Below are 20,967 nucleotides of genomic sequence, written 5' to 3' on the forward strand. Positions count from 1 at the left end.
CGGGGGGCAGCGATTGGCCCCCCGACTCGGACGCTTGCACAATGTTCAGGTAGATTTCGGAGTTCTAGGCGTACGAAACCTTACGCTTTACAGCATAAACACACGCCCATCACAAAATCCTATGCTTCTCCAACATCTCACGCCGAGCCTCTTCACGCGCCATCCGTTTTTTGCGCGCATCACAAGGTTCTGGGCAGTCACATACTTTTTCCAGACCCAGACTAGCAATACCGCCGCAGCTGCCGTGGATACTTTTGCGTTTAATGATATAGCCGATGGACATCGCAGCTATCACCACTAAAAACATCACAAAGGTCGCGATAAATACCGTTGCCATATCATTTACCTTTGGTGGATTGCACCAGATAAGGTTTGAAGGCCTCTGAATAGCGATCTTCAAAACCGTTTTCAGTCTTAACAATCATAAACACCGGGATTCCCAGCAAGTTTGCCAGCGCCATACCGCGCTCGGGTCCCATCACATCCAATCCGGTAGATAGACCATCAGCGGTCATACAGCTTGGTGCCAGTACGGTAATCGACACCAGATGATGCGTTACCGGACGCCCTGTTTTTGGGTCAATTTCATGAGAAAAACGCTGACCGTTCTTCTCAAAGTAGTTGCGATAATCTCCAGAAGTCGCAACCGCCATCTCCCCCGGCTGAATGATCACCTGCGCAGTTTGCTGTAGACCCGCCTGCGGCTTTTCAATAGCAATACGCCACGGAGCACCATCTCCGTTGAGACCTCGGGTACGCACTTCACCACCGATATCAACCATGTAATTAGTGATATGCAATGAGGCCAAATACTCAGCGGCTACGTCAACGCCATAACCTTTGGCAATAGATGAAAGATCCAGATAAAGCTGTGGAATATCCTTCACCAAAGCGTCACCTTGAACAGCCAAATGCTCGATACCAATCCAGCTACGGCGCTGATTGATCTCCTCGTCGCTAGGCACGCGGTCAGGACGCCCTTCCGGTCCGAATCCCCACAGATTAACCAGTGGTCCCACCGTGATATCTAACGCACCGTCTGTCACCTTATTGATGCGGATGGCTTCCGACACCACTTTCGCCGTCGCCGCCGAAACTGGGAATGGTTTATTCACATCCGTACTTTGATTAAAACGGCTGAGCTCCGAGTTAGAACGATAGGTCGACATCTGGTCATTAACCTGTTCCAAACGCTTATCTAGCTCAGCTTTAATCTCTTCTGGTGCCGGCATTCCCGATTCACTGACATATTTGATGGAGTAATACGTCCCCATCGTTTTACCTTCAATGTTGACCTGCTCCGGCCCACATCCTGTCAGTAAAAAAGCCAAGCCGCAGAAAGCCATCCACCGCATTTTCTTAATAAAAAACGCGGTCGCCCGCGCAGTATTATTTATCATCATGTTCAACCAATTTTTGGCTATGTCACAGAAAGCTCATCAAAATATAGATAGCCAATGGATTTCAAGACGCGGGAAACGCGGCAACTGAACGAATCCCCAGACGCTTACCAAAGTAAGTGACTGGGGTTAACTCGCGCAGCCAACACCGCCACGACTTCAAGGACAATGGCTATCAGCCGCCGAAGTCATCGAGCATGATATTCTCGTCCTCTACCCCGAGATCTTTCAGCATCTTGATCACAGCAGCATTCATCATCGGTGGCCCACACATGTAGAACTCACAATCTTCTGGTGCAGGGTGGGCACGCAGATAGTTTTCAAGCAATACATTATGGATAAAGCCAGTGTAACCCGTCCAGTTATCTTCAGGCTGAGGATCGGACAATGCAATATTCCACGTGAAGTTTGGATTCTCTGCCGCAAGCTTATCGAAGTCTTCGACGTAGAACATTTCACGCGTTGAACGTGCACCGTACCAGAAGCTCATCTTACGCTTGGTGTGCAAACGCTTGAGCTGATCGAAGATGTGCGAACGCATTGGTGCCATACCAGCACCACCGCCGATAAAGATCATCTCGGCATCGGTTTCTTTCGCAAAGAACTCACCGAATGGCCCAGAAATCGTGACTTTATCACCCGGCTTCAACGACCAGATATAGGAGGACATGATCCCCGGAGGCGCATCAGGTACGCCCGGAGGCGGCGTAGCAATACGCACGTTCAGCATGATCAGGCCTTTCTCATCCGGGTAGTTCGCCATAGAGTAGGCTCGGATAGTCGGCTCAGTAACCTTGGATTCAAAGCGGAACAGATTGAACTTGTCCCAATCGCCACGATACTCCTCTGGCACATCAAAATCAGCGTAGCGCACGTGGTGCGGTTCACATTCGATTTGGATATACCCACCCGCACGGAATGGCACCGCTTCACCTTCAGGGATACGTAACTTAAGCTCTTTAATGAAAGTTGCGACGTTATCGTTGGAGATAACCTCACACTCCCACTTTTTCACGCCAAAGATCTCTTCCGGCAATTCGATTTTCAGATCCTGCTTCACGCTAACCTGACAGGCTAAACGACAGCCCTCTTTTGCTTCGCGCTTGGAAATGTGCGCCAGCTCTGTGGGAAGAATATCGCCGCCGCCTTCTTTGACGTGTACACGACACTGGCCACATGAACCACCACCGCCACAGGCAGAAGAAACGAAAATGCCCTGACTAGACAGCATGTTTAACAATTTGTCACCGGCAGGAGCATCAAAGCTCTTTTCCGGATCGTGGTTCACTTCGACATGAATATCGCCGGTATTCACCAGCTTAGATTTGGCGAACAAGATCAGGACGGTCAGTGCCACCACGATCAGGGTGAACATCGCCACACCCAGAATAATTTCTTGCATAGGTTCCTTCCTGTCCTGTCAGAGATGTACGCCGGAGAAGGACATAAAGCCCAACGCCATCAGGCCGGTGGTCACAAACGTGATGCCTAGCCCACGTAACCCTGCGGGCACATTGGCATATTTCATTTTTTCGCGTAAACCCGCCATAGCCACAATGGCTAGCAGCCAACCGATCCCTGAACCAAAGCCATATACCACGGACTCAGCGAAGTTGTAATCACGTTGAACCATGAATGACACACCACCAAAAATGGCGCAGTTTACGGTGATTAACGGTAGGAAAATGCCCAGCGCGTTATACAGGGATGGGAAGAAACGATCGAGGATCATTTCCAGAATCTGCACCAAGGCCGCGATGACGCCAATGAAGGTGATGAAGCTCAGGAAGCTTAAATCAACGCCCTCAACCAGCGCGCTATCGCGCAGCACATAGTTATAGACCAGATTGTTGGCGGGAACAGAAATCCCCAAAACAACGGTCACGGCTACACCCAAACCAAAAGCCGTTGTGACTTTCTTGGAGACGGCCAAAAATGTACACATACCCAAAAAGAAGGCTAATGCCATGTTTTCAATGAAAACCGAGCGAACAAATAGGCTGATATAATGTTCCATCTGCCTTACTCCTTCTCAATCTGTTCAGGCTTCAACGTACGCAGCGCCCAAATCAGCATACCGATAATAAAGAACGCACTCGGAGCCAGCAGGAACAGACCATTTGGTTGATACCAACCACCATTCTGCACACTTTCCAGCACGGTGATACCAAACAGCTTGCCTGAACCAATCAGTTCACGCAGGAAGCCGACCAGAATCAGAATGACGCCATAGCCCAAACCGTTGCCGATACCGTCCATAAAACTTTCAATCGGCGGCGACTTCATGGCATAGGCTTCAGCACGCCCCATCACGATACAGTTAGTAATGATCAGACCAACAAACACCGAAAGTTGCTTCGAGATTTCATAGGCATAAGCGCGCAAAATCTGGTCAACAACAATAACGAGCGAGGCGATAATCGCCATCTGCACAATAATGCGCACGCTGTTTGGGATTTGATGACGGATTAATGAAATAAAGAAGCTAGAGAACGCGGTGACCAGCGTTACCGCAAGGGTCATCACGAATGCCGTTTCAAGCTTGGTCGTCACCGCCAACGCGGAACATACGCCCAGAATCTGCAAAGCAATCGGGTTGTTATCGAGCAACGGCCCCAACAAAACTTTTTTAATCTCTTTAGTATCAGCCATGATTCAATGCTCCTTCACGAACGCGTTTCAGGAATGGCCCATAACCATTGTCACCCATCCAGAAATCAAAGGTATGCTGTACACCGTTCGCGGTCAGCGTCGCTCCAGACAGCCCGTCAACGCCGTGTGGATCCAGTGGATTTGCACCACCTTTCACGATACGTATAGCCGGTTTGCCACCGTCGTCAAACAGTTGCTTGCCAATCCATTTCTCACGCCAAGACGGATTTTCGATTTCGCCCCCGAGCCCCGGAGTTTCACCGTGCTCATAGAAGGTCAAACCTTTCACCGTATTGCCATCGGTGTCGATAGCAACAAAAGCGTACATCACCGACCATAGACCGGTTCCATATATCGGCAGCACAACCTGACCAATTTTGCCCTGTGCATCTTTTACCAAATACACTTCGACAATATTGCTACGGTGTTTGATGCCCGCCAAATCCTGCTCTGGTGTCAATGCCGTACTCGCATTAGGATCCTTCAGCGCTTTGCTCATATCGAACGAATTCGGCTCGCCAGCCGTAAACTCGCCGCTTTTCAAGTCAAGCAAGCGTGGCTCGATACGCTCGCCAAACAGCGTTTTAACCTGCTCGGCATCAAGCTTATCGCCATGCATCAACCCAGCAACCGCCAGAATGTTGCGTTGTTTATCCAGTTGCTTTTGCTCTTCCTGCATCGGCTTCAAGCCAACCGCTGAGCCAGCAACAATCACTGAACACACCAGACACAAAATCACGACCACCAGCAGCGTTCTACCGATGCTATCGTTTTTGCCCGCGCTCGTTTTATTCACAGAATCCTTAGCCACGTGCTTTTCTCCTTTTGATGTTGGCGCGCACCACCATGTAATCGAACAATGGAGCAAACAGGTTTGCGAACAGGATCGCCAACATCATGCCTTCTGGATAAGCAGGGTTAACCACGCGAACCAGAACGCACATCACACCAATCAACCCGCCGTACCACCATTTACCCTTATTGGTAAAGGAAGCCGACACCGGATCGGTTGCCATAAAGATCATACCGAAGGCGAAACCACCCAAGACCAAATGCCAGTACCACGGCATCGCAAACATTGGGTTAGTATCAGAACCGATAAAGTTAAACAGCGCAGACATCGCTATCATGCCAAGCATGACACCCGCCACAATGCGCCATGACGCAACGCGGCCAAACATAATAATCAGGCCACCGATCAGAATCATCAGCGTGGAAACTTCACCAATAGAACCTGGAATGTTACCAATGAAGGCATCCATCCAAGTCACATGCTGACCAGTAATCGTGTTCAGTAAGCCGCTCTGACCACCCGCGCTCCACTGAGATAACGGCGTTGCCCCCGAATAACCATCGGCGGCGTTCCATACCAAATCGCCAGAGATCTGCGCTGGATAGGCAAAGAACAGGAACGCACGGCCAGCCAGTGCAGGGTTCAAGAAGTTACGCCCCGTACCACCGAAAATCTCTTTGGCAATCACTACGCCGAAAGAAATACCCAGCGCGGCCTGCCACAGTGGTAGCGTTGGCGGCACGATCAAAGCAAACAGAATCGACGTGACGAAGAAACCTTCGTTGATTTCATGTTTGCGGATGATGGAAAACAGCACTTCCCAGAAGCCGCCCACTAAAAATACAACGGCATAAATCGGCAGGAAATAGACTGCACCCAGCGTCATCATGCTAACCCAACCGGCATTAGCCTGTAGGTTGGCACCCAACATTTCAGCTAACCAATAATGCCAATCAGAAGCAATCACCTGAGCCAGCTTTTCGCCCTGATACAGATGGTTCAACGCGCCGATAGTTTCGTGACCGACGTTGTACATTCCCCAAAACATCGTTGGGAATACCGCCAGCCAAACCAAAATCATCATGCGCTTTAAGTCGATAGCATCACGAACGTGCGATGCACCGTGCGTCACTTTGCCCGGCGTGTACATCAGCGTGGCAGCCGCTTCATAGAGCGGATAGTATTTTTGCAGCTTTCCACCCGGCTCGAAGTGGTGCTCCATGTTCTCGATAAAACTTTTCAGGCCCATGAATTATCCTTCCTGCTCAATGGTCGTCAGCACGTCGCGCAGCACTGGGCCATATTCATATTTGCCCGGACACACAAAAGTACAGAGCGCGAGATCTTCCTCATCCAGCTCTAAACATCCTAGAGCTTGAGCACTTTCGCAGTCGCCAGACAGCAGATCGCGCAGCAACATGGTAGGCAAGATATCCAACGGCATAACGCGCTCATAGTTGCCAATGGGCACCATGGCACGCTCACCACCGTTCATATCGGTGGAGAAAGCAAACAGCTTGCGTTTAAAGAAATGCCCCAGCGTGGTGCGAGTGATCGAGAATTTATTCGCGCCAGGCATCATCCAGCCCAGTAGCTCTTTCTCACGCCCTTCTTTCACTACGGAGATTTGATTATGGAAACGGCCAAGGAAAGCTTTGGTGCCGATCGCCTGCGTCCCACTCAGCACGGAACCACTGATAATGCGGTTATCGCCCTGCTTTAGACGCCCAACCGTCATTTCGTCGGTGCTCGCGCCTAATCGGGTTCGCAGCAGCAATGGTTTTTCTACCTGAGGGCCGCCCAAGGCGATAACGCGGTCGGTATACAATTCACCGGTGGTGAAAAGCTTACCGACGGCAATAACGTCCTGATAGCCAATATGCCAGACGGTTTTCGTCAGACTAACCGGTTCGAGGAAATGAATGTGAGTCCCTACCAACCCTGCCGGATGCGGGCCACTAAATTCGTTGTAGGTAACATTCGGAGCCGTTTTATTTTGTAGCCCTGCGCCTGCCTGCTGGCATACGTAAACCTTGCCTTCGGTCAAACGGCTTAGCACGGTCAGTCCATGCTCAAAATCAGCCATGTTTTCACGCAGGATCAGCAAAGGATCAGCGGCCAATGGCTGAGTATCCATCACGCTCACGAAAATAGCGGCAGTGTCAGAACCCAGCTTTGGTGCATGGCTAAACGGACGCGTGCGCAGCGCGGTCCATAGACCCGATGCCACAAGATTGCTTTCGACCTGAGCTCGCGTCAAATCCGCCAGTTCGGAAGCATCATAGTGGGGGAATATCACCTGCTCATCACCGTCGACGGCAATGACGACGGACTCCAGAACACGTTTTTCACCACGGTTGATCGCGATAACCTGTCCTGCAGCTGGAGCAGTAAACAATACGCCAGGATTCTTTTTATCTTCAAAAAGCACCTGACCTTTTTTAACCTGATCACCCTCTTGCACAGCCATTGAAGGTCGCATGCCAACATAGTCGCCACCCAAAATGGCAACGCGACCGATGGCTGGGCCCTGTTCAATGACCGGGGCGGGTGCACCCTCGATAGGCAAATTAAGCCCTTTTTTAATTTTAATCATTTGGTTGCACTATATATATCGTCATGACATTAATGATGTGAACCCTGCAGGCGTTCCTGTATGCGCTATTTTCGTTAAGAAAAAAGAACATCGTTGCATGCAGATAAGAGATTGCTCATAGCTACCGGCGAATATTAACCCGAGGTATTACAGGGATTAAAAGCGATGTTACCGATAACCGCGCGATTTTACCATTTTACACCGCGAACATCAGCAGCATTGCCGTGACCTGCATCAAGCAAATTAGACATAGCGTGAAACCATTCATTTTTATCGGATGAATACCTCGGTTTTTATATAGCTATCAAGCAATGGTTATTACGCTTAATTTTAACTACACAAAGATTTCATCAGAAATGACTCAAAAAACACTCACTCCCGCTGCTCACTCTGGATTAAACTGACGCTGTTTTGGGAGCTGTCAACAGACTTAATCTGAAGATCTTCTATCTATAGTTTATTTGCAGGGTTATAAATGGGCAAAATCATCGCCTTGTTGGCCGTATTTTTTGTACTGCCACTGACGTCATGTAGTTCGTCTGCCAGTGAGCAGGCGCAAAATACACCACTGGCCAAACAGCAGTTATTGGGTTCTCCGGTTTATATTCAGATATTCAAAGAAGAAAGAAAGCTCGAACTTTTTGCCAAGGTTCAAGACAAATATCAACTGGTGCAAAGCTTCAATATCTGTAAATTTTCAGGCGGATTAGGGCCGAAGCGTACCGAAGGGGATTTCAAAAGCCCTGAAGGCTTCTATCAGATTGATGCACGTCATTTGAAACCGAACAGCAGATTTTACCAAGCAATTAATATTGGATATCCGAATGCCTACGATCAGGCGCACGGTTATTCAGGCAAATATTTGATGATTCACGGCGACTGCGTTTCGATTGGCTGTTATGCAATGACCAACGAAGGTATTTCGCAAATTTATACTTATGTGCAAAGTGCATTTCGTAATGGACAAACGTTGGTCGATATCAATATTTATCCATTCCGTATGACCGAGCAAAATATGCAGCGCCATCGCAACTCGGATTATTTACCGTTCTGGAAACAGTTGCAGCCTGGCTATGCTTATTTCAATGAGCACCACCAACCACCGATGGTGAATGTCGTTAATGGTCAGTATGTGGTAAATCGCCCATCAGCGCTGGATGGGCAGTCTCCGTCACAGCTGGCGTTCACCCAGACAAAATAAGGCATATTCTCCCGACCCAATGCGGCTCCAGCTTTCATTGCTGGTCAGGGGTTGAGTCGCAATCACAGTAACGACGTCATTTGGCGTCGTTTGTGATTGGAAATCAATTTCCACATCCTCATCTAATAGCGTTGCCTTCCCAAAAGGTGCCCGACGCGTTATCCAATATAGATTCGTCGAGCAATAGGCCATCACAAAACGCCCATCAGACAACAACATATTAAATACGCCTTTTGCGCGTAATTCATCGGCACACTGTGCAATAAAGCGGAATACCGCAGGCCAGTTGCCCGGCGTTCTTGGATAGCGGGTCGCCATTTTATTCAGCAGCCAACAAAATGCATATTCGCTGTCAGTTTGACCTACTGGGCGGAAATATCCCGTTTCGAGATTTTTATATCCGGTCAGTTGGCCATTATGCGCAAACGTCCAATTCCGGCCCCATAGTTCACGAGTAAAGGGGTGAGTATTTTCGAGTGCAACGGTACCGCGATTAGCCTGCCGAATATGAGAAATCACCGCGCAGGATTTTATTGGATACTCTTGCACCAAGCGGGCAATAGGCGAATTGAAACTAGGATGTGGATCTTTAAATGTGCGGCAGCCGTTACCTTCATAAAAGGTAATTCCCCATCCATCCTTATGCGGCCCGGTGCGCCCACCACGCTGTACCAAACCGGTAAAGCTGAAGCAGATGTCCGTCGGCACATTGGCACTCATACCGAGTAGTTCACACATAGCTACCTCCTGTTCCAACTTCGGCGGTTATACATCAGGCACCGTCTGCCTTCTTTATGTTGCCACTGAAAAGGGCGTCGCTCGCCAGTTACGGTAAGTGAAAGAATTGAGCGCATGCCCCAACGCCAGCGCGCGTCCTGTCACGCTGGCTCATACGATCAAGACATAAACGCTAATTTATGCCTCGCTCAAAAGGCAAGCTGGATAGCTTATTTCACCATCTCTTTTTCAATCAGCTGGATCAGGATATGTATCGCTTTAATGTGAATTTCCTGAATGCGGTCTGCATAGCCAAAGTGCGGTACACGGATTTCAACATCGGCGCTACCCGCCATTTTCCCGCCGTCTTTACCGGTCAGGGTAATCACTTTCATGCCTTTAGCGCGAGCAGCTTCAATCGCCTTAATGATGTTGCCAGAATTGCCCGAAGTTGAAATGCCCAACAGCACATCACCTTCACGACCGACAGCTTCAACGTAACGAGAGAATACGTACTCATAACCAAAGTCATTGCTCACGCAAGACAGATGGCTTGGATCGGAAATCGCGATTGCCGCATAGCCAGGGCGATTCTCACGGTAACGACCGGTCAACTCTTCTGCAAAATGCATAGCGTCGCAATGTGAACCACCATTGCCGCAGGACAGCACTTTGCCACCTGCTTTGAATGAATCAGCCAGCAGAACCGCAGCGCGCTGAATAGCATCAATGTTAGCGTCATCGCTGATAAAATTTTGCAGCGTTGTCGCTGCTTCGTTCAGTTCACTACGAATGAGATCGTGGTACATAGCAGCCTCTTTATTACATAGAAAATGGCATTCGACATATTGTAAGAAGTGTAACGGATAGCACCCACCCCGAGAAGTACCGCAACGCGCGTTTTCACCGATCCTAGACTTTCTTTTTCGCTCATCATCGCTCATAAGCGGCGTTATTTAGCTTGAAATGCGGTTTAAGGGTGAAATTGTGAACTGTGTTGTAATTAATATGTAAACACATTGCTAAATAAAATTAACTCAACTACAACCTATACTATCAACAACAGGTCAGACCTCCTACTACTTGGTCCTCCTAACTCGACCTCTGAACGCGCAGGAGCATTAACATGATGGTTCTTAGTCTTGTAGTTTTTTTGATAGCGATTGGCGTGCTGTTCTATCACCAAGTTAATCTCTATCTAAGCAGCGCTATTTTGCTGGTGTACACCGCTGCCATGGCTGCAATTGGTCTCTGGTCGTTCTGGGCACTGGTTCCGGTTGCCGTGGTATTGTTACCACTGGTACTGGTTTCGGTGCGCCGTTCACTGATCTCTGCGCCAGCCTTAAAAGCATTCCAAAAAGTCATGCCGCCGATGTCTCGCACCGAGAAAGAAGCTATCGATGCAGGAACGACGTGGTGGGAAGGCGATATTTTTCGTGGGACGCCAGACTGGAAAAAACTGCATGATTATCCGCAGCCTAAGCTGACGGAAGAAGAGCAAGCATTTCTGGATGGCCCAGTGGAAGAAGCCTGCCGCATGGCAAATGATTTCCAGATCACCCATGAACTGGCTGACTTACCGCCAGAACTGTGGGCCTATCTGAAAGAACATCGCTTCTTCGCCATGATTATCAAAAAACAGTATGGCGGTCTGGAGTTCTCTGCTTACGCTCAGTCGCGTGTACTGCAAAAACTGTCTGGTGTATCGGGTATTTTGGCTATCACCGTGGGTGTTCCTAACTCCCTCGGCCCCGGCGAGCTGTTGCAACATTACGGTACCGAAGCGCAAAAAGATCACTATTTGCCGCGTTTAGCGCGTGGTGAAGAGATCCCTTGTTTCGCGCTAACCAGCCCTGAAGCGGGTTCCGACGCTGGCGCAATTCCCGACGTAGGGATCGTGTGCATGGGCGAATGGCAAGGCAAACAAACGCTGGGAATGCGCCTGACATGGAACAAGCGTTACATCACTCTTGCTCCGATTGCGACCGTGCTTGGCTTAGCCTTCAAGCTTTCTGATCCTGAGCGTTTACTGGGTGGTGAAGAACACTTAGGTATTACCTGTGCACTTATTCCAACCGATACCGATGGTGTAGAAATTGGTGCCCGTCACTTCCCTCTGAACGTACCGTTCCAAAACGGCCCGACGCGTGGCCAAGATGTTTTCGTTCCTATCGATTTCATTATCGGTGGGCAAACCATGGCCGGCCAAGGCTGGCGTATGCTGGTCGAATGCTTGTCGGTTGGGCGAGGCATTACATTGCCGTCTAACGCGACCGGTAGTCTGAAAAGCGTGGCTCTGGCCATTGGCGCTTATGCCAACATCCGTCGCCAATTCAAAATCTCGATCGGTAAAATGGAAGGGATTGAAGAACCATTAGCGCGCATCGCGGGTAACGCCTACGTCATGGATGCCGCTGCAACCTTAGTGACCTATGGCATCATGCAAGGTGAGAAACCTGCAGTGCTGTCAGCGATTATTAAATATCACTGTACCCATAGGGGCCAGCGTTCAATCATTGATGCAATGGATATCGCCGGTGGTAAAGGCATTATGCTCGGTGAATCAAACTTTGTGGCACGTGCTTACCAAGGTGCTCCGATCGCCATCACCGTTGAAGGCGCCAATATTCTGACGCGCAGCATGATGATCTTCGGTCAGGGCGCAATCCGCTGCCATCCTTATGTACTGGATGAAATGGCTGCCGCGCAGGACAACAGCGTTCCGCGCTTTGATAAGTTGTTGTTTAGCCACTTAGGTCATGTTGGTAGCCATAAAGTACGTAGCTTCTGGCTGGGTCTGACCGATGGCCGCACCAGTGCTACGCCAACCAAAGATGCAACGCGCCGCTACTATCAACAGATTAACCGCATGAGTTCTAACCTGGCGCTGTTATCTGATGTATCCATGGGCGTACTAGGTGGTTCACTGAAACGCCGTGAACGTATTTCGGCGCGATTGGGTGATTTACTCAGCCAGCTGTTCTTAGCCACCGCGGTTCTGAAACGTTATGAAGATGAAGGCCGTAACGAAGCGGATCTGCCGCTGGTGCATTGGGGTGTTCAGGATGCGCTGCATCAGGCTGAACAGGCCATTGATGACCTGCTGCGCAACTTCCCGAACGGCTTTGTGGCTGGCGTCATGCGCGCTGTGATTTTCCCACTTGGCCGCGCTCATACCGCCCCATCTGATTATCTGGATCATAAAGTGGCGAAAATCCTTCAGGTTCCATCCGCCACACGTAGCCGAATTGGTCGTGGTATGTATCTCACGCCAAGCGAATACAACCCGCATGGTTTGATCGAAGCCGCGCTGGCAGACGTGATTGCCGCAGACCCAATCCATCAGCGTATCTGTAAAGCGCTGGGCAAAAATCTGCCGTTCACCCGCTTGGATCAGTTGGCAAAAACAGCGCTAGATAAAGGACTGATCAACGCGGAAGAGCAGGCTATCCTAGTGAAAGCAGAAGAAAGCCGCCTGCGTACCATCAACGTCGATGAATTCGAGCCTGAAGCGTTAGCTGCGGCCGTCGTACCAGAAAAAGAAGCGGTAGAAGCCACGCATTCGGAGAAAAACCTGCCGGAAAAGCTCAACGGCCTGCCAAAAACGGAGGCCGCGTAACCGAGCAAGTGTAAGTTGAGTCAATGTATTACCTGTGTCAACGGCTCCTTCGGGAGCCGTTTTTTTATCTCAGCGAGACATGGCGCTAGCCAAGGCGACAAGTTTACTTCCGTATCCATATTCAGTTAGGGTGGGAAAGCCTGACCATTAACTCACTACGGATATCATGTATGAAACCAATACGCTTTTCATTGGCACAAATTGAAGCTTTTGCCAGCGTATGTGAATGTGGCACCCTGACGCATGCGGCCAAAAAACTCAAAAAGGATCGCACCACCGTCAGCGAGTTGGTAGATTATCTTGAGTTGGATCTCGGCTATACGCTTTTCGATCGCAGCACTCGCCCACTCAGCCTCACCGACGCCGGACAGTTGCTCTACCGACAGGCGAGACTGTTTCTCCATGAGGCTCAGGCATTCGGTCAAATTGCCGAACAAATTCCCCAACAACTCAGCACACAACTCACTCTTTGCTACGATGCCTTCGCGCCGCGTGATTTTTTAATACGCCTCGCGAATGAACTTCGCAATCAACAGATTCACCTCAACCTTATTGCTACCGAAAGGGCAACCGCCGAGCGGATGCTGGAAAAAGGTGAAGCGGATATTGGCCTATTTCAGGCAATGAATCGCTCTATCAACGAGCGTTTTCAATGGAAAGCCATTGGTGGCATTTCACTGGCGGTATATGCCAAGAAGGGATTTTTCCATACTAAACCAGTATCTCTCCTGAGCTTAGCCTCGGGTGTTCAGCTTATTCCTTTTAAAGATTTACCGCCGCACATGGCACAACGTCTGCAAATTGCCGATAAAATACAGTGCATTACTGAAATCAGTATGCTGAAAACATTTCTCAGCGCTGGCTATGGCTGGGGATTTTTACCGACTCATCTGCACGCCGAGCAATGGCCAGATGTTGAAAGAATCGAGGCAGAGTTTGGCGACGCCGGTCTGTCACATCCTCTGGTCGCGTTATGGGATCCGGCACAGAAGAATCAGCCAACCGTGCTTCATGTCTTGTCATTAATGTCGCAACTCTTCGCCTCGGGAACCAAGCATGACAGCTCTCTTTAGCGAAAAGATAGGCACAAAAAAGCCCCAGATATTTATCCGGGGCTGTTTAATGCTCAGGGCTAGCAAGATTTAGATGGCCTCTTCGTCCTGCTCACCGGTACGAATACGCACTACGCGCGCAACGTCGAAGACAAAGATTTTTCCATCGCCGATTTTGCCGGTTTGAGCGGTCTGCATGATAGTTTCTACGCAGGTATCCACGATGTCATCGGCAACAACGATTTCAATTTTTACCTTCGGGAGGAAATCGACCATATATTCCGCGCCACGATACAGCTCCGTATGGCCTTTCTGACGACCAAAACCCTTAACTTCGGTAACGGTCATGCCAGTGATACCCACTTCAGCCAGCGCTTCGCGAACATCATCCAGCTTGAATGGCTTAATAATTGCGTCAATCTTCTTCATTGCTAATCCCTTTACCAGTTTTTGCGGCCAAAGCCAGATGTAATCGGATAGCGACGATCTTTGCCAAAGTTGCGCGCGGTAATTCGCGGCCCAACTGCAGCCTGACGGCGCTTATATTCATTAATATCAACCAAACGAATAACCTTTCGCACCACCGCCTCGTCAAAGCCCGCAGCAACCAAATCAGCGACCGACTTATCTTGCTCAACGTAACCTTCCAGAATTGCATCCAGAATGTCATACGGCGGTAAGCTATCCTGATCGAGCTGATCGGGAGCCAGTTCTGCTGATGGTGGACGATCAATAACGCGCTGCGGGATCACATAGGATACCGTATTACGATATTCAGACAGCTTGAATACCAGCGTTTTTGGCACATCTTTCAACACATCAAAACCACCGGCCATATCACCGTAAAGCGTGGCGTAGCCTACGGCCATTTCACTCTTATTACCGGTAGTTAGAACCAGACGGCGGCGTTTATTCGACAGCGCCATCAGCACTACGCCACGGCAACGCGCCTGTAAATTCTCTTCGGTGGTATCGCGCTCAGTTCCAGCAAACATCGGTGCAAGCTGGCCCATAAAGGCATCAAACATCGGTTCGATGGAGACAATATCAAACTCGACGCCCAGAATTTCAGCTTCTTCTTTCGCATCAGCAATGCTGATATCCGCGGTGTAGCGGAATGGCATCATCATCGCTTGAACTTTATCTTTGCCCAGCGCATCTACGGCAATCGCCAGCGTCAACGCCGAATCGATACCGCCAGACAGGCCAAGCACCGCGCCTTGGAAACCATTTTTCGTGACGTAATCACGCACGGCTAGCACCAACGCTTCATAAACCTGCGCCAGTTCAGGCAGGCTCGCGGCCGGTGCAACCATTGGCTCCACCTGCATATCATGCAAATTGAATAAGGCGGTTTGTTCAGCGAAGGCCGCTAAACGGTGTGTCATATTACCGGATGCATCAAAGCCTTTAGAACAACCATCAAAAATGAGCTCGTCCTGCCCACCCACCTGATTCAGATACACCAGAGGTAATCCAGTGCGTTGGCAGTGGCTCGTCAGCAAGGTTTTGCGGATATACGGTTTTTCACGGTTGTACGGAGAGGCATTGATCGACAACAGCACTTCAGCGCCCGCCGCCGCAACGGCATCAACTGGACCATCGAACCACAAATCTTCACAAATCAGTAGGCCTAAACGATAGCCTTTCAGCTCGACCACACAGCTCTCATGACCCGCGGAGAAATAGCGTTTCTCATCGAATACGCCATAGTTTGGCAGTTGCTGTTTGAAGTAACGCGCAACTAACTGCCCCTCAGAGAACAGAGAAAGCGCATTATATAAATGCTCTCCTTCACGCCACGGATGACCAACTAAAACCGCGATATCTGCCGATGCCTGCTGCAAACGATCCAACTGCGCCTGACAACGCAGATAAAAATCATCACGGTACAGCAAATCTTCAGGTGGATAGCCCGAAAGCGCCAATTCAGAAAACATCACCAAATCGGCACCCGCTTTGCGCTGCTCGCACAAAGTATTCAGCATGCGTTCAGTGTTACCTTCGATATCACCCACCAGCCAGTTGAGCTGGGCTAACGCAATAGAAAGAGATCGACTCATAATTACTCACTTCCTTCGTATTTGAAGCGGCTACCTTGTCGCCACTCCAACTACTTTGGATATAAAAAGAGGCTGGTTTAATGCGCCAAGTGTAAAACATTCTCATCACTTTGTTTAGCGCCCTAAACGACCAAAAGCACTCGGATCCTCAGCATAATTTGACTAGCAGTGCCAAATACGCAAGGGATCCCTATTCTTTAAAATCAGCCGCATCTAACTCATGCCGCGCCAGCAGCTTATAAAACTCGGTACGGTTGCGACCTGCTAAACGTGCGGCATTGGTGACGTTGCCTTTTGTTATTTGCAGGAGTTTGCGCAAATAGTTGAGTTCAAAGTGGTTACGCGCCTCAGCAAACGTCGGCAGTACCGTATTTTCGCCTTCCAGCGCCTGCTCAACTAAGGCTTCGCTGATCACTGGAGCGCTGGTTAACGCAACGCATTGTTCGATAACGTTAACTAATTGACGCACATTTCCCGGCCAGCTAGCGGCCATTAAGCGGCGCATCGCATCGGTGGAAAAACTACGTACGAAAGGTTTATGGCGTTGAGCCGATTCGCGCAGCAGATGATTGGCGAGCAGAGGAATATCTTCAGCACGCTCGTTCAGCGCCGGAATCTTCAGGCTCACAACATTTAGGCGATAGAACAGATCCTCGCGGAACTCCCCTTTCGCCATCGCTTTTGGCAAATCACGATGCGTGGCGGAAATAATACGCACGTTGATATCAATATCGCGATTGCTTCCCAACGGCCGTACCTTGCGCTCTTGCAGCACGCGCAGCAGTTTGACCTGCAGCGCCAGCGGCATATCACCGATTTCATCCAGAAACAGCGTGCCACCCTCTGCCGCTTGGAATAGCCCTTCTCGGCTACTCACGGCACCGGTAAAGGCGCCTTTAGCATGACCAAACAGCTCAGATTCCAGAAGCTGTTCTGGCAACGCGCCGCAGTTGATTGCAATAAACGCTTTCCCTGCCCGTGGACTGGCGGCATGAATCGCTTGCGCGAGCACTTCTTTACCTGTGCCGCTTTGGCCGTTAATCAGCACGCTAACATCTGATTGAGCCACCATATTTGCCTGTTCCAGCAGACGTAGCATGGTTGGGCTGCGGGTGACGATACCTTCGCGCCAGGTATCATCACCCGCAGCGGGCATCGACTGAGCTAAGGCTTCATCAATGGCTTTATAAAGGGCATCACGATCGACCGGCTTGGTTAAGAAACCAAATACACCTTGTTGAGTTGCCGCAACCGCATCAGGAATCGAGCCATGAGCGGTAAGAATAATCACCGGCATACCGGGCTGACGTTTTTGGATTTCAGCAAACAGCGCCATCCCATCCATTTCATCCATCCGCAGATCGCTGATGACCAAATCAATCTGTTCACGCCCTAACACACGTAATGCGTCATGCCCGCTTTCTGCCGTAGTAACACGGAATCCTTCACTACTCAGGCGCATCCCCAGCAGCTTTAGCAGGCTGGGATCATCATCCACTAACAGTAAATTAGCTGGTTTACGTTGTGTCATTCAGTGTGGCTCCTTAGTGGGCGTCCGTGTTAGCAGGTTCTGAAGCTGGCTTGTCGCTGGCCTCTGCCGGAGCTTTACTCTCAGATTTCCCTGTGTCGTCAGAGCTATCTTCTTTCACCGACGGATCTGACATCTCTCCCGACATCTGCTTGCGCGAAGAGAGCTGGCGTTCGATATCTGTCAGGTTTTCTAGCTTACGGGTGGTGTCATCAAGTTGGTACTGCAACCGCCCCTGTGTTTCTCGTAGCGCATCTAGCTGCGAATCCGTACTGGCCTGTAGCTTTTGATAACGCGCTTTTTCATCGAGAAGATTGATCATCAGCATCTGTTTTTCGCGCCACAGCTGTATCAATGGGCGCACAGAGGCTGGAAACTCGGAACGATAGCCGTTCAAACGATCGATAATCTGTCGACGCTCGGCTGCCGTTGGCTCAGCGCTGCCAACCAGAACGCTTTGTTTAAACACGCGCTGCCAATTTTCACTGCCCAGCGAGCGAGCCTGCAACCGCGCCTCTTGCCCGCTCAGGCGATCGGCACAGTCCATCGCTCGCAGCCAATAAAGCCCATTATCAACGGCTTCTTTGTCATCATTAAACCAGAGGGTCTCGCAAGAAGCCGTTTGATAATCAACCACTTTACTGTCAGGAATAATCGCCTGTACGGCATGAGAAACCGGATTGCCGGTGCCCGTCTTGGTGCACCCTGTTAGCAAAAATGGAACCAACAACATAGCGCCCAATGCGGAAAATGGACGCAAAGCAGACGCCGTACGGCGAAGGCCGTCAGCGTCAAACAGATGTTCGTTGAATAGGGCGCGAATAGACCACGTATTCATTAGTTATGAGATCTCTGCGGTTAATGGTAATTCAATGCGAAAACAGACGTCAGCGCCGTCTACGGTCACCAGATGTAAATCACCCTGCATACGACGGATACAATCTCGGGCAATGCTTAGTCCCAAGCCGCTCCCTTTTACAGCGCCTTTACGTTGAAGACTTCCCTGATAAAAAGGTTCAAAGATCATGGCCTGCTCAGCCGATGGGATGCCTGCACCGGTGTTAGCCACATCTACCTGTATTTTATCACCAGCCAAACGACTGCGGATCCAGATGGTACCGGATTCCGCCCCATAGTGCACCGCATTGGAATAGAGATTATCAATAACGCGTTCTAATAGCGTAGGTTCTGCCCAGCAAAGGTCAACGTTTAGCTCAGTAAGCGTACGAATAGATTTGGCTCGCGCAGGCAAACTGTGTGCCGACACCACCAGCCCGACCATCTCGCCCAGATTGACATTTTCTTTCTCCATCGGGGCATCCGCCAGCTTGCGGTTGTAATCCAGTAGCTGTTCAATGAGCTGCTGCAAATGACGACTGCTGGAGTCCAAAATGCCGACCACTTCCTTTTGATCCTGCGTGAGCGGACCTGCGACCTCATCGGCTAACAGCTCGGTTCCTTCTCGCATACTGGCAAGCGGCGTTTTCAATTCGTGAGAGATGTGACGTAAAAACTCATGGCGCTGCGACTCTAACCAAGAAAGGCGTTCACTCAACCAAACAATGCGCTGTGCTAACGATCTGATTTCACGCGGGCCGCGAAACGCCACCATATTGCCGACGCTTTTGCCCTCGCCCAGACGATTAATCATGCGCTCGACCCCCTTTACTGGGCCGATAATCATGCGAGTAAACAGAAATACCAGCAGCACACTCACTAAAAACAGCACCAGCGCCTGCCAGCCAAAGAACTGTCCGCGCTCGGCAATAGCCTGTTGTAGCTGTTGTCCGCGCGTGAAAATAACGTCTCGCGTCGCCTGTACCATTTGGCCATTTGCCACTGAAAACCCTGCGAGCAAAGCCGATGCCTGAGTCACCGGCGCGTTATTCTGACACTGAAAGGTCGCCAGTTGGTCGATCAAACCGTTTAGCTTTTGGTAATAACGTGGGTCTGGCAACACAGACGCCTGACGCTCCAGCATTTGAGAGTATTGCCCGCGTTGTTTTTGATACAGCTTAGAAAGTGATTCATCGCCTAGCACACAGAACTGCCGGTAGCTACGTTCCATTTCCACCGCAAGGCTCGCCATCGCCTCGCTGCGACGCGCATCAGAAAGCGTAGTGCGGTTGATATCGGCGGCCTGAGAACTCAAATTATTAAGGCCTTGGTAAGCTTGATACGCCAGCACCAGTAAAGGCAGTAATACCAGCAGAAATGCCAGCAAGACAAGCTGACGTAGCGAACGAGGAAATAAACGCCATCTCTTCAAGGAAATCATCTCATTACCTAAAGGTTTACCCAGATGCTAACTGAGTCAGGCAGGGGGAGCAATTCTTCAATACATACTCGGCATTCGTGGCGATACGTAGCCGAGCAACACATCGCGTGACGAGGGTTAACGAGCGCGGCCAACGCACATGCAGCGTAGCGACTGGCGGGAATAAAACAAAAACCCGAAGGCAGATAACTGTCTTCGGGTTCCGTTTGCTGAATGATATCGCTACTGCAATTCTCGTCTTCAGTGTGATGAGGTAAACCGTCATCGGCGCCGTACAACGGCAAATAAGACGAATGTCATTCATTTTATGTCCCAAATTGATGAACCAATCATCACAGTCGGACATTGAATAGGTGGCGCCTCACTCAACGTGTCGTCCGGAGTTTGATAAAGCGCGTAAGCGACTGTTATCGGATAGTTGGACGGTAGGCACCTTACTTTGGCGTCATTCGATGGCTTATGTAGCCTGACTCGCTATTGCGGTCGCTGACATAAAATAGTGAATGAGCAACTGCGTTATATAATGCATGTACCGTGCCAATTTCATAAACCATATTCTAACAACATAAAATATAAGTATTTTTAAATAAAAATACATTTACACGGGCAATCAATATAAGAATTATCCTTGGTTCACCTATATATTTCGCTCTTTTTTTCACCGTGCCGTCGCTAAAAGTAGACACTCTGGATACTAGTTATCACTGCTGTTAAAAATCAATGGGTTAAATGTCTCTTTTTGACGACATGCAGAATGGGGTGTTGTTGTTGTTTTGCGACATAGGGGGGAATTGGTTGGTTGTCGTCTATGGGATTGCGGTGACTATGGGATTACTGTGAAATGTTTCGTTCGCCGATGTCACCGTTGTGTAATATTCCGCCCGCCTGTCCATACCGAGCTTCATTGATACATCCGTACGCTTTAATCCGAGATGCTATCTCCGCTACGGTTTGGAACGTCAATATCCTATGGGATTGCAGTGAAATGTTTCGTTCGCCAGTCAGCAAATGCGTTTACATGAACCCACTGGCGTAGGCGACCGATGAGGGGCGCCAGCGCGCGCCCCT

General features: G+C 49.9%; 18 protein-coding genes. 3 read left to right on the plus strand and 15 right to left on the minus strand.

Annotation, left to right across the window (positions count from 1 at the left end; translation table 11 throughout):
- Positions 1-109 precede the first annotated feature (109 nt).
- From nqrM to HMPREF3091_RS04270, 8 genes are all read right to left on the minus strand, one after another.
- Complete coding sequence (nqrM, locus tag HMPREF3091_RS04235; RefSeq protein WP_004847648.1) at positions 110-337, minus strand: (Na+)-NQR maturation NqrM; 228 nt, start codon at positions 335-337, stop codon at positions 110-112.
- Between the two features lies 1 nt (position 338).
- On the minus strand, positions 339-1,355 hold the full coding sequence (locus tag HMPREF3091_RS04240) for an FAD:protein FMN transferase (protein WP_210403543.1): 1,017 nt from the start codon (positions 1,353-1,355) through the stop codon (positions 339-341).
- Between the two features lie 220 nt (positions 1,356-1,575).
- Complete coding sequence (nqrF, locus tag HMPREF3091_RS04245) at positions 1,576-2,802, minus strand: NADH:ubiquinone reductase (Na(+)-transporting) subunit F (RefSeq protein ID WP_004847644.1); 1,227 nt, start codon at positions 2,800-2,802, stop codon at positions 1,576-1,578.
- A gap of 18 nt (positions 2,803-2,820) precedes the next feature.
- The gene (nqrE, locus tag HMPREF3091_RS04250) at positions 2,821-3,417 is read right to left on the minus strand and encodes an NADH:ubiquinone reductase (Na(+)-transporting) subunit E (protein ID WP_004847642.1); all 597 of its coding nucleotides are present in this window, start codon (positions 3,415-3,417) and stop codon (positions 2,821-2,823) included.
- A 5-nt stretch (positions 3,418-3,422) separates the two neighbouring features.
- Positions 3,423-4,052 (minus strand): NADH:ubiquinone reductase (Na(+)-transporting) subunit D, encoded by a 630-nt coding sequence (locus HMPREF3091_RS04255; protein WP_004847640.1) that lies wholly within the window; start codon positions 4,050-4,052, stop codon positions 3,423-3,425.
- A complete protein-coding gene (locus HMPREF3091_RS04260) occupies positions 4,045-4,863 on the minus strand; it encodes a Na(+)-translocating NADH-quinone reductase subunit C (RefSeq protein WP_004847638.1) in 819 nt (272 codons plus the stop codon). Before HMPREF3091_RS04260 ends, HMPREF3091_RS04255 begins: the two co-directional genes overlap by 8 nt.
- The gene (locus HMPREF3091_RS04265) at positions 4,856-6,094 is read right to left on the minus strand and encodes an NADH:ubiquinone reductase (Na(+)-transporting) subunit B (RefSeq protein ID WP_004847636.1); all 1,239 of its coding nucleotides are present in this window, start codon (positions 6,092-6,094) and stop codon (positions 4,856-4,858) included. Before HMPREF3091_RS04265 ends, HMPREF3091_RS04260 begins: the two co-directional genes overlap by 8 nt.
- 3 nt (positions 6,095-6,097) lie before the next feature.
- Positions 6,098-7,441, minus strand: coding sequence for a Na(+)-translocating NADH-quinone reductase subunit A (locus tag HMPREF3091_RS04270; RefSeq protein ID WP_004847634.1), 1,344 nt, complete (start codon positions 7,439-7,441; stop codon positions 6,098-6,100).
- A 475-nt stretch (positions 7,442-7,916) separates the two neighbouring features.
- Here HMPREF3091_RS04270 and dpaA point away from each other — a divergent pair, with 475 nt between their 5' ends.
- Positions 7,917-8,642 (plus strand): peptidoglycan meso-diaminopimelic acid protein amidase, encoded by a 726-nt coding sequence (gene dpaA / locus HMPREF3091_RS04275; protein WP_070714452.1) that lies wholly within the window; start codon positions 7,917-7,919, stop codon positions 8,640-8,642.
- On the opposite strand, the gene HMPREF3091_RS04280 is transcribed toward dpaA, so the two are convergent.
- Both HMPREF3091_RS04280 and lpcA read right to left on the minus strand, forming a co-directional pair.
- On the minus strand, positions 8,613-9,380 hold the full coding sequence (locus HMPREF3091_RS04280; RefSeq protein ID WP_004847631.1) for a class II glutamine amidotransferase: 768 nt from the start codon (positions 9,378-9,380) through the stop codon (positions 8,613-8,615). The genes dpaA and HMPREF3091_RS04280 overlap by 30 nt on opposite strands.
- Before the next feature lie 209 nt (positions 9,381-9,589).
- Positions 9,590-10,168 carry a D-sedoheptulose 7-phosphate isomerase gene (gene lpcA / locus HMPREF3091_RS04285; protein WP_035503780.1) on the minus strand — a complete coding sequence of 193 codons (579 nt, stop codon included), beginning with the start codon at positions 10,166-10,168 and terminating at the stop codon, positions 9,590-9,592.
- 317 nt (positions 10,169-10,485) lie between these two features.
- On the opposite strand from lpcA, the gene fadE reads away from it, so the two are divergent.
- Together fadE and HMPREF3091_RS04295 are read left to right on the plus strand one after the other, a co-directional pair.
- Entirely contained in the window at positions 10,486-12,978 is a 2,493-nt protein-coding gene (gene fadE, locus HMPREF3091_RS04290; protein ID WP_070714453.1) for an acyl-CoA dehydrogenase FadE, read from the plus strand.
- 170 nt (positions 12,979-13,148) lie between these two features.
- Positions 13,149-14,051, plus strand: coding sequence for a LysR family transcriptional regulator (locus HMPREF3091_RS04295; protein WP_070714455.1), 903 nt, complete (start codon positions 13,149-13,151; stop codon positions 14,049-14,051).
- A 69-nt stretch (positions 14,052-14,120) separates the two neighbouring features.
- On the opposite strand, the gene glnB is transcribed toward HMPREF3091_RS04295, so the two are convergent.
- From glnB to HMPREF3091_RS04320, 5 genes are all read right to left on the minus strand, one after another.
- Positions 14,121-14,459 carry a nitrogen regulatory protein P-II gene (gene glnB / locus HMPREF3091_RS04300; protein ID WP_004847623.1) on the minus strand — a complete coding sequence of 113 codons (339 nt, stop codon included), beginning with the start codon at positions 14,457-14,459 and terminating at the stop codon, positions 14,121-14,123.
- 11 nt (positions 14,460-14,470) lie between these two features.
- Positions 14,471-16,093, minus strand: a complete 1,623-nt coding sequence (locus HMPREF3091_RS04305) for an NAD+ synthase (RefSeq protein WP_070714457.1) — start codon at positions 16,091-16,093, stop codon at positions 14,471-14,473.
- Between the two features lie 190 nt (positions 16,094-16,283).
- Positions 16,284-17,624, minus strand: a complete 1,341-nt coding sequence (glrR, locus tag HMPREF3091_RS04310) for a two-component system response regulator GlrR (RefSeq protein ID WP_004094641.1) — start codon at positions 17,622-17,624, stop codon at positions 16,284-16,286.
- Between the two features lie 13 nt (positions 17,625-17,637).
- Positions 17,638-18,459 (minus strand): two-component system QseEF-associated lipoprotein QseG, encoded by an 822-nt coding sequence (qseG, locus tag HMPREF3091_RS04315; RefSeq protein WP_070714459.1) that lies wholly within the window; start codon positions 18,457-18,459, stop codon positions 17,638-17,640.
- Between the two features lie 3 nt (positions 18,460-18,462).
- Positions 18,463-19,899, minus strand: coding sequence for a sensor histidine kinase (locus HMPREF3091_RS04320; protein ID WP_070714460.1), 1,437 nt, complete (start codon positions 19,897-19,899; stop codon positions 18,463-18,465).
- Between the last annotated feature and the right edge of the window lie 1,068 nt (positions 19,900-20,967).

The sequence above is a fragment of the Hafnia sp. HMSC23F03 genome (assembly GCF_001816025.1).
In the GTDB taxonomy this organism is placed as follows: Bacteria; Pseudomonadota; Gammaproteobacteria; order Enterobacterales; family Enterobacteriaceae; genus Hafnia; species Hafnia paralvei.

Coding starts and splice junctions, on each gene's coding strand:
- nqrF (WP_004847644.1), bottom strand. CDS start 2,802: ATGCAAGAAATTATTCTGGGTGTGGCGATGTTCACCCTGATCGTGGTG.
- HMPREF3091_RS04265 (WP_004847636.1), bottom strand. CDS start 6,094: ATGGGCCTGAAAAGTTTTATCGAGAACATGGAGCACCACTTCGAGCCG.
- HMPREF3091_RS04280 (WP_004847631.1), bottom strand. CDS start 9,380: ATGTGTGAACTACTCGGTATGAGTGCCAATGTGCCGACGGACATCTGC.
- nqrE (WP_004847642.1), bottom strand. CDS start 3,417: ATGGAACATTATATCAGCCTATTTGTTCGCTCGGTTTTCATTGAAAAC.
- HMPREF3091_RS04255 (WP_004847640.1), bottom strand. CDS start 4,052: ATGGCTGATACTAAAGAGATTAAAAAAGTTTTGTTGGGGCCGTTGCTC.
- glrR (WP_004094641.1), bottom strand. CDS start 17,624: ATGACACAACGTAAACCAGCTAATTTACTGTTAGTGGATGATGATCCC.
- HMPREF3091_RS04240 (WP_210403543.1), bottom strand. CDS start 1,355: ATGCGGTGGATGGCTTTCTGCGGCTTGGCTTTTTTACTGACAGGATGT.
- HMPREF3091_RS04305 (WP_070714457.1), bottom strand. CDS start 16,093: ATGAGTCGATCTCTTTCTATTGCGTTAGCCCAGCTCAACTGGCTGGTG.
- glnB (WP_004847623.1), bottom strand. CDS start 14,459: ATGAAGAAGATTGACGCAATTATTAAGCCATTCAAGCTGGATGATGTT.
- dpaA (WP_070714452.1), top strand. CDS start 7,917: ATGGGCAAAATCATCGCCTTGTTGGCCGTATTTTTTGTACTGCCACTG.
- nqrM (WP_004847648.1), bottom strand. CDS start 337: ATGGCAACGGTATTTATCGCGACCTTTGTGATGTTTTTAGTGGTGATA.
- lpcA (WP_035503780.1), bottom strand. CDS start 10,168: ATGTACCACGATCTCATTCGTAGTGAACTGAACGAAGCAGCGACAACG.
- HMPREF3091_RS04270 (WP_004847634.1), bottom strand. CDS start 7,441: ATGATTAAAATTAAAAAAGGGCTTAATTTGCCTATCGAGGGTGCACCC.
- fadE (WP_070714453.1), top strand. CDS start 10,486: ATGATGGTTCTTAGTCTTGTAGTTTTTTTGATAGCGATTGGCGTGCTG.
- qseG (WP_070714459.1), bottom strand. CDS start 18,459: ATGAATACGTGGTCTATTCGCGCCCTATTCAACGAACATCTGTTTGAC.
- HMPREF3091_RS04295 (WP_070714455.1), top strand. CDS start 13,149: ATGAAACCAATACGCTTTTCATTGGCACAAATTGAAGCTTTTGCCAGC.
- HMPREF3091_RS04320 (WP_070714460.1), bottom strand. CDS start 19,899: ATGATTTCCTTGAAGAGATGGCGTTTATTTCCTCGTTCGCTACGTCAG.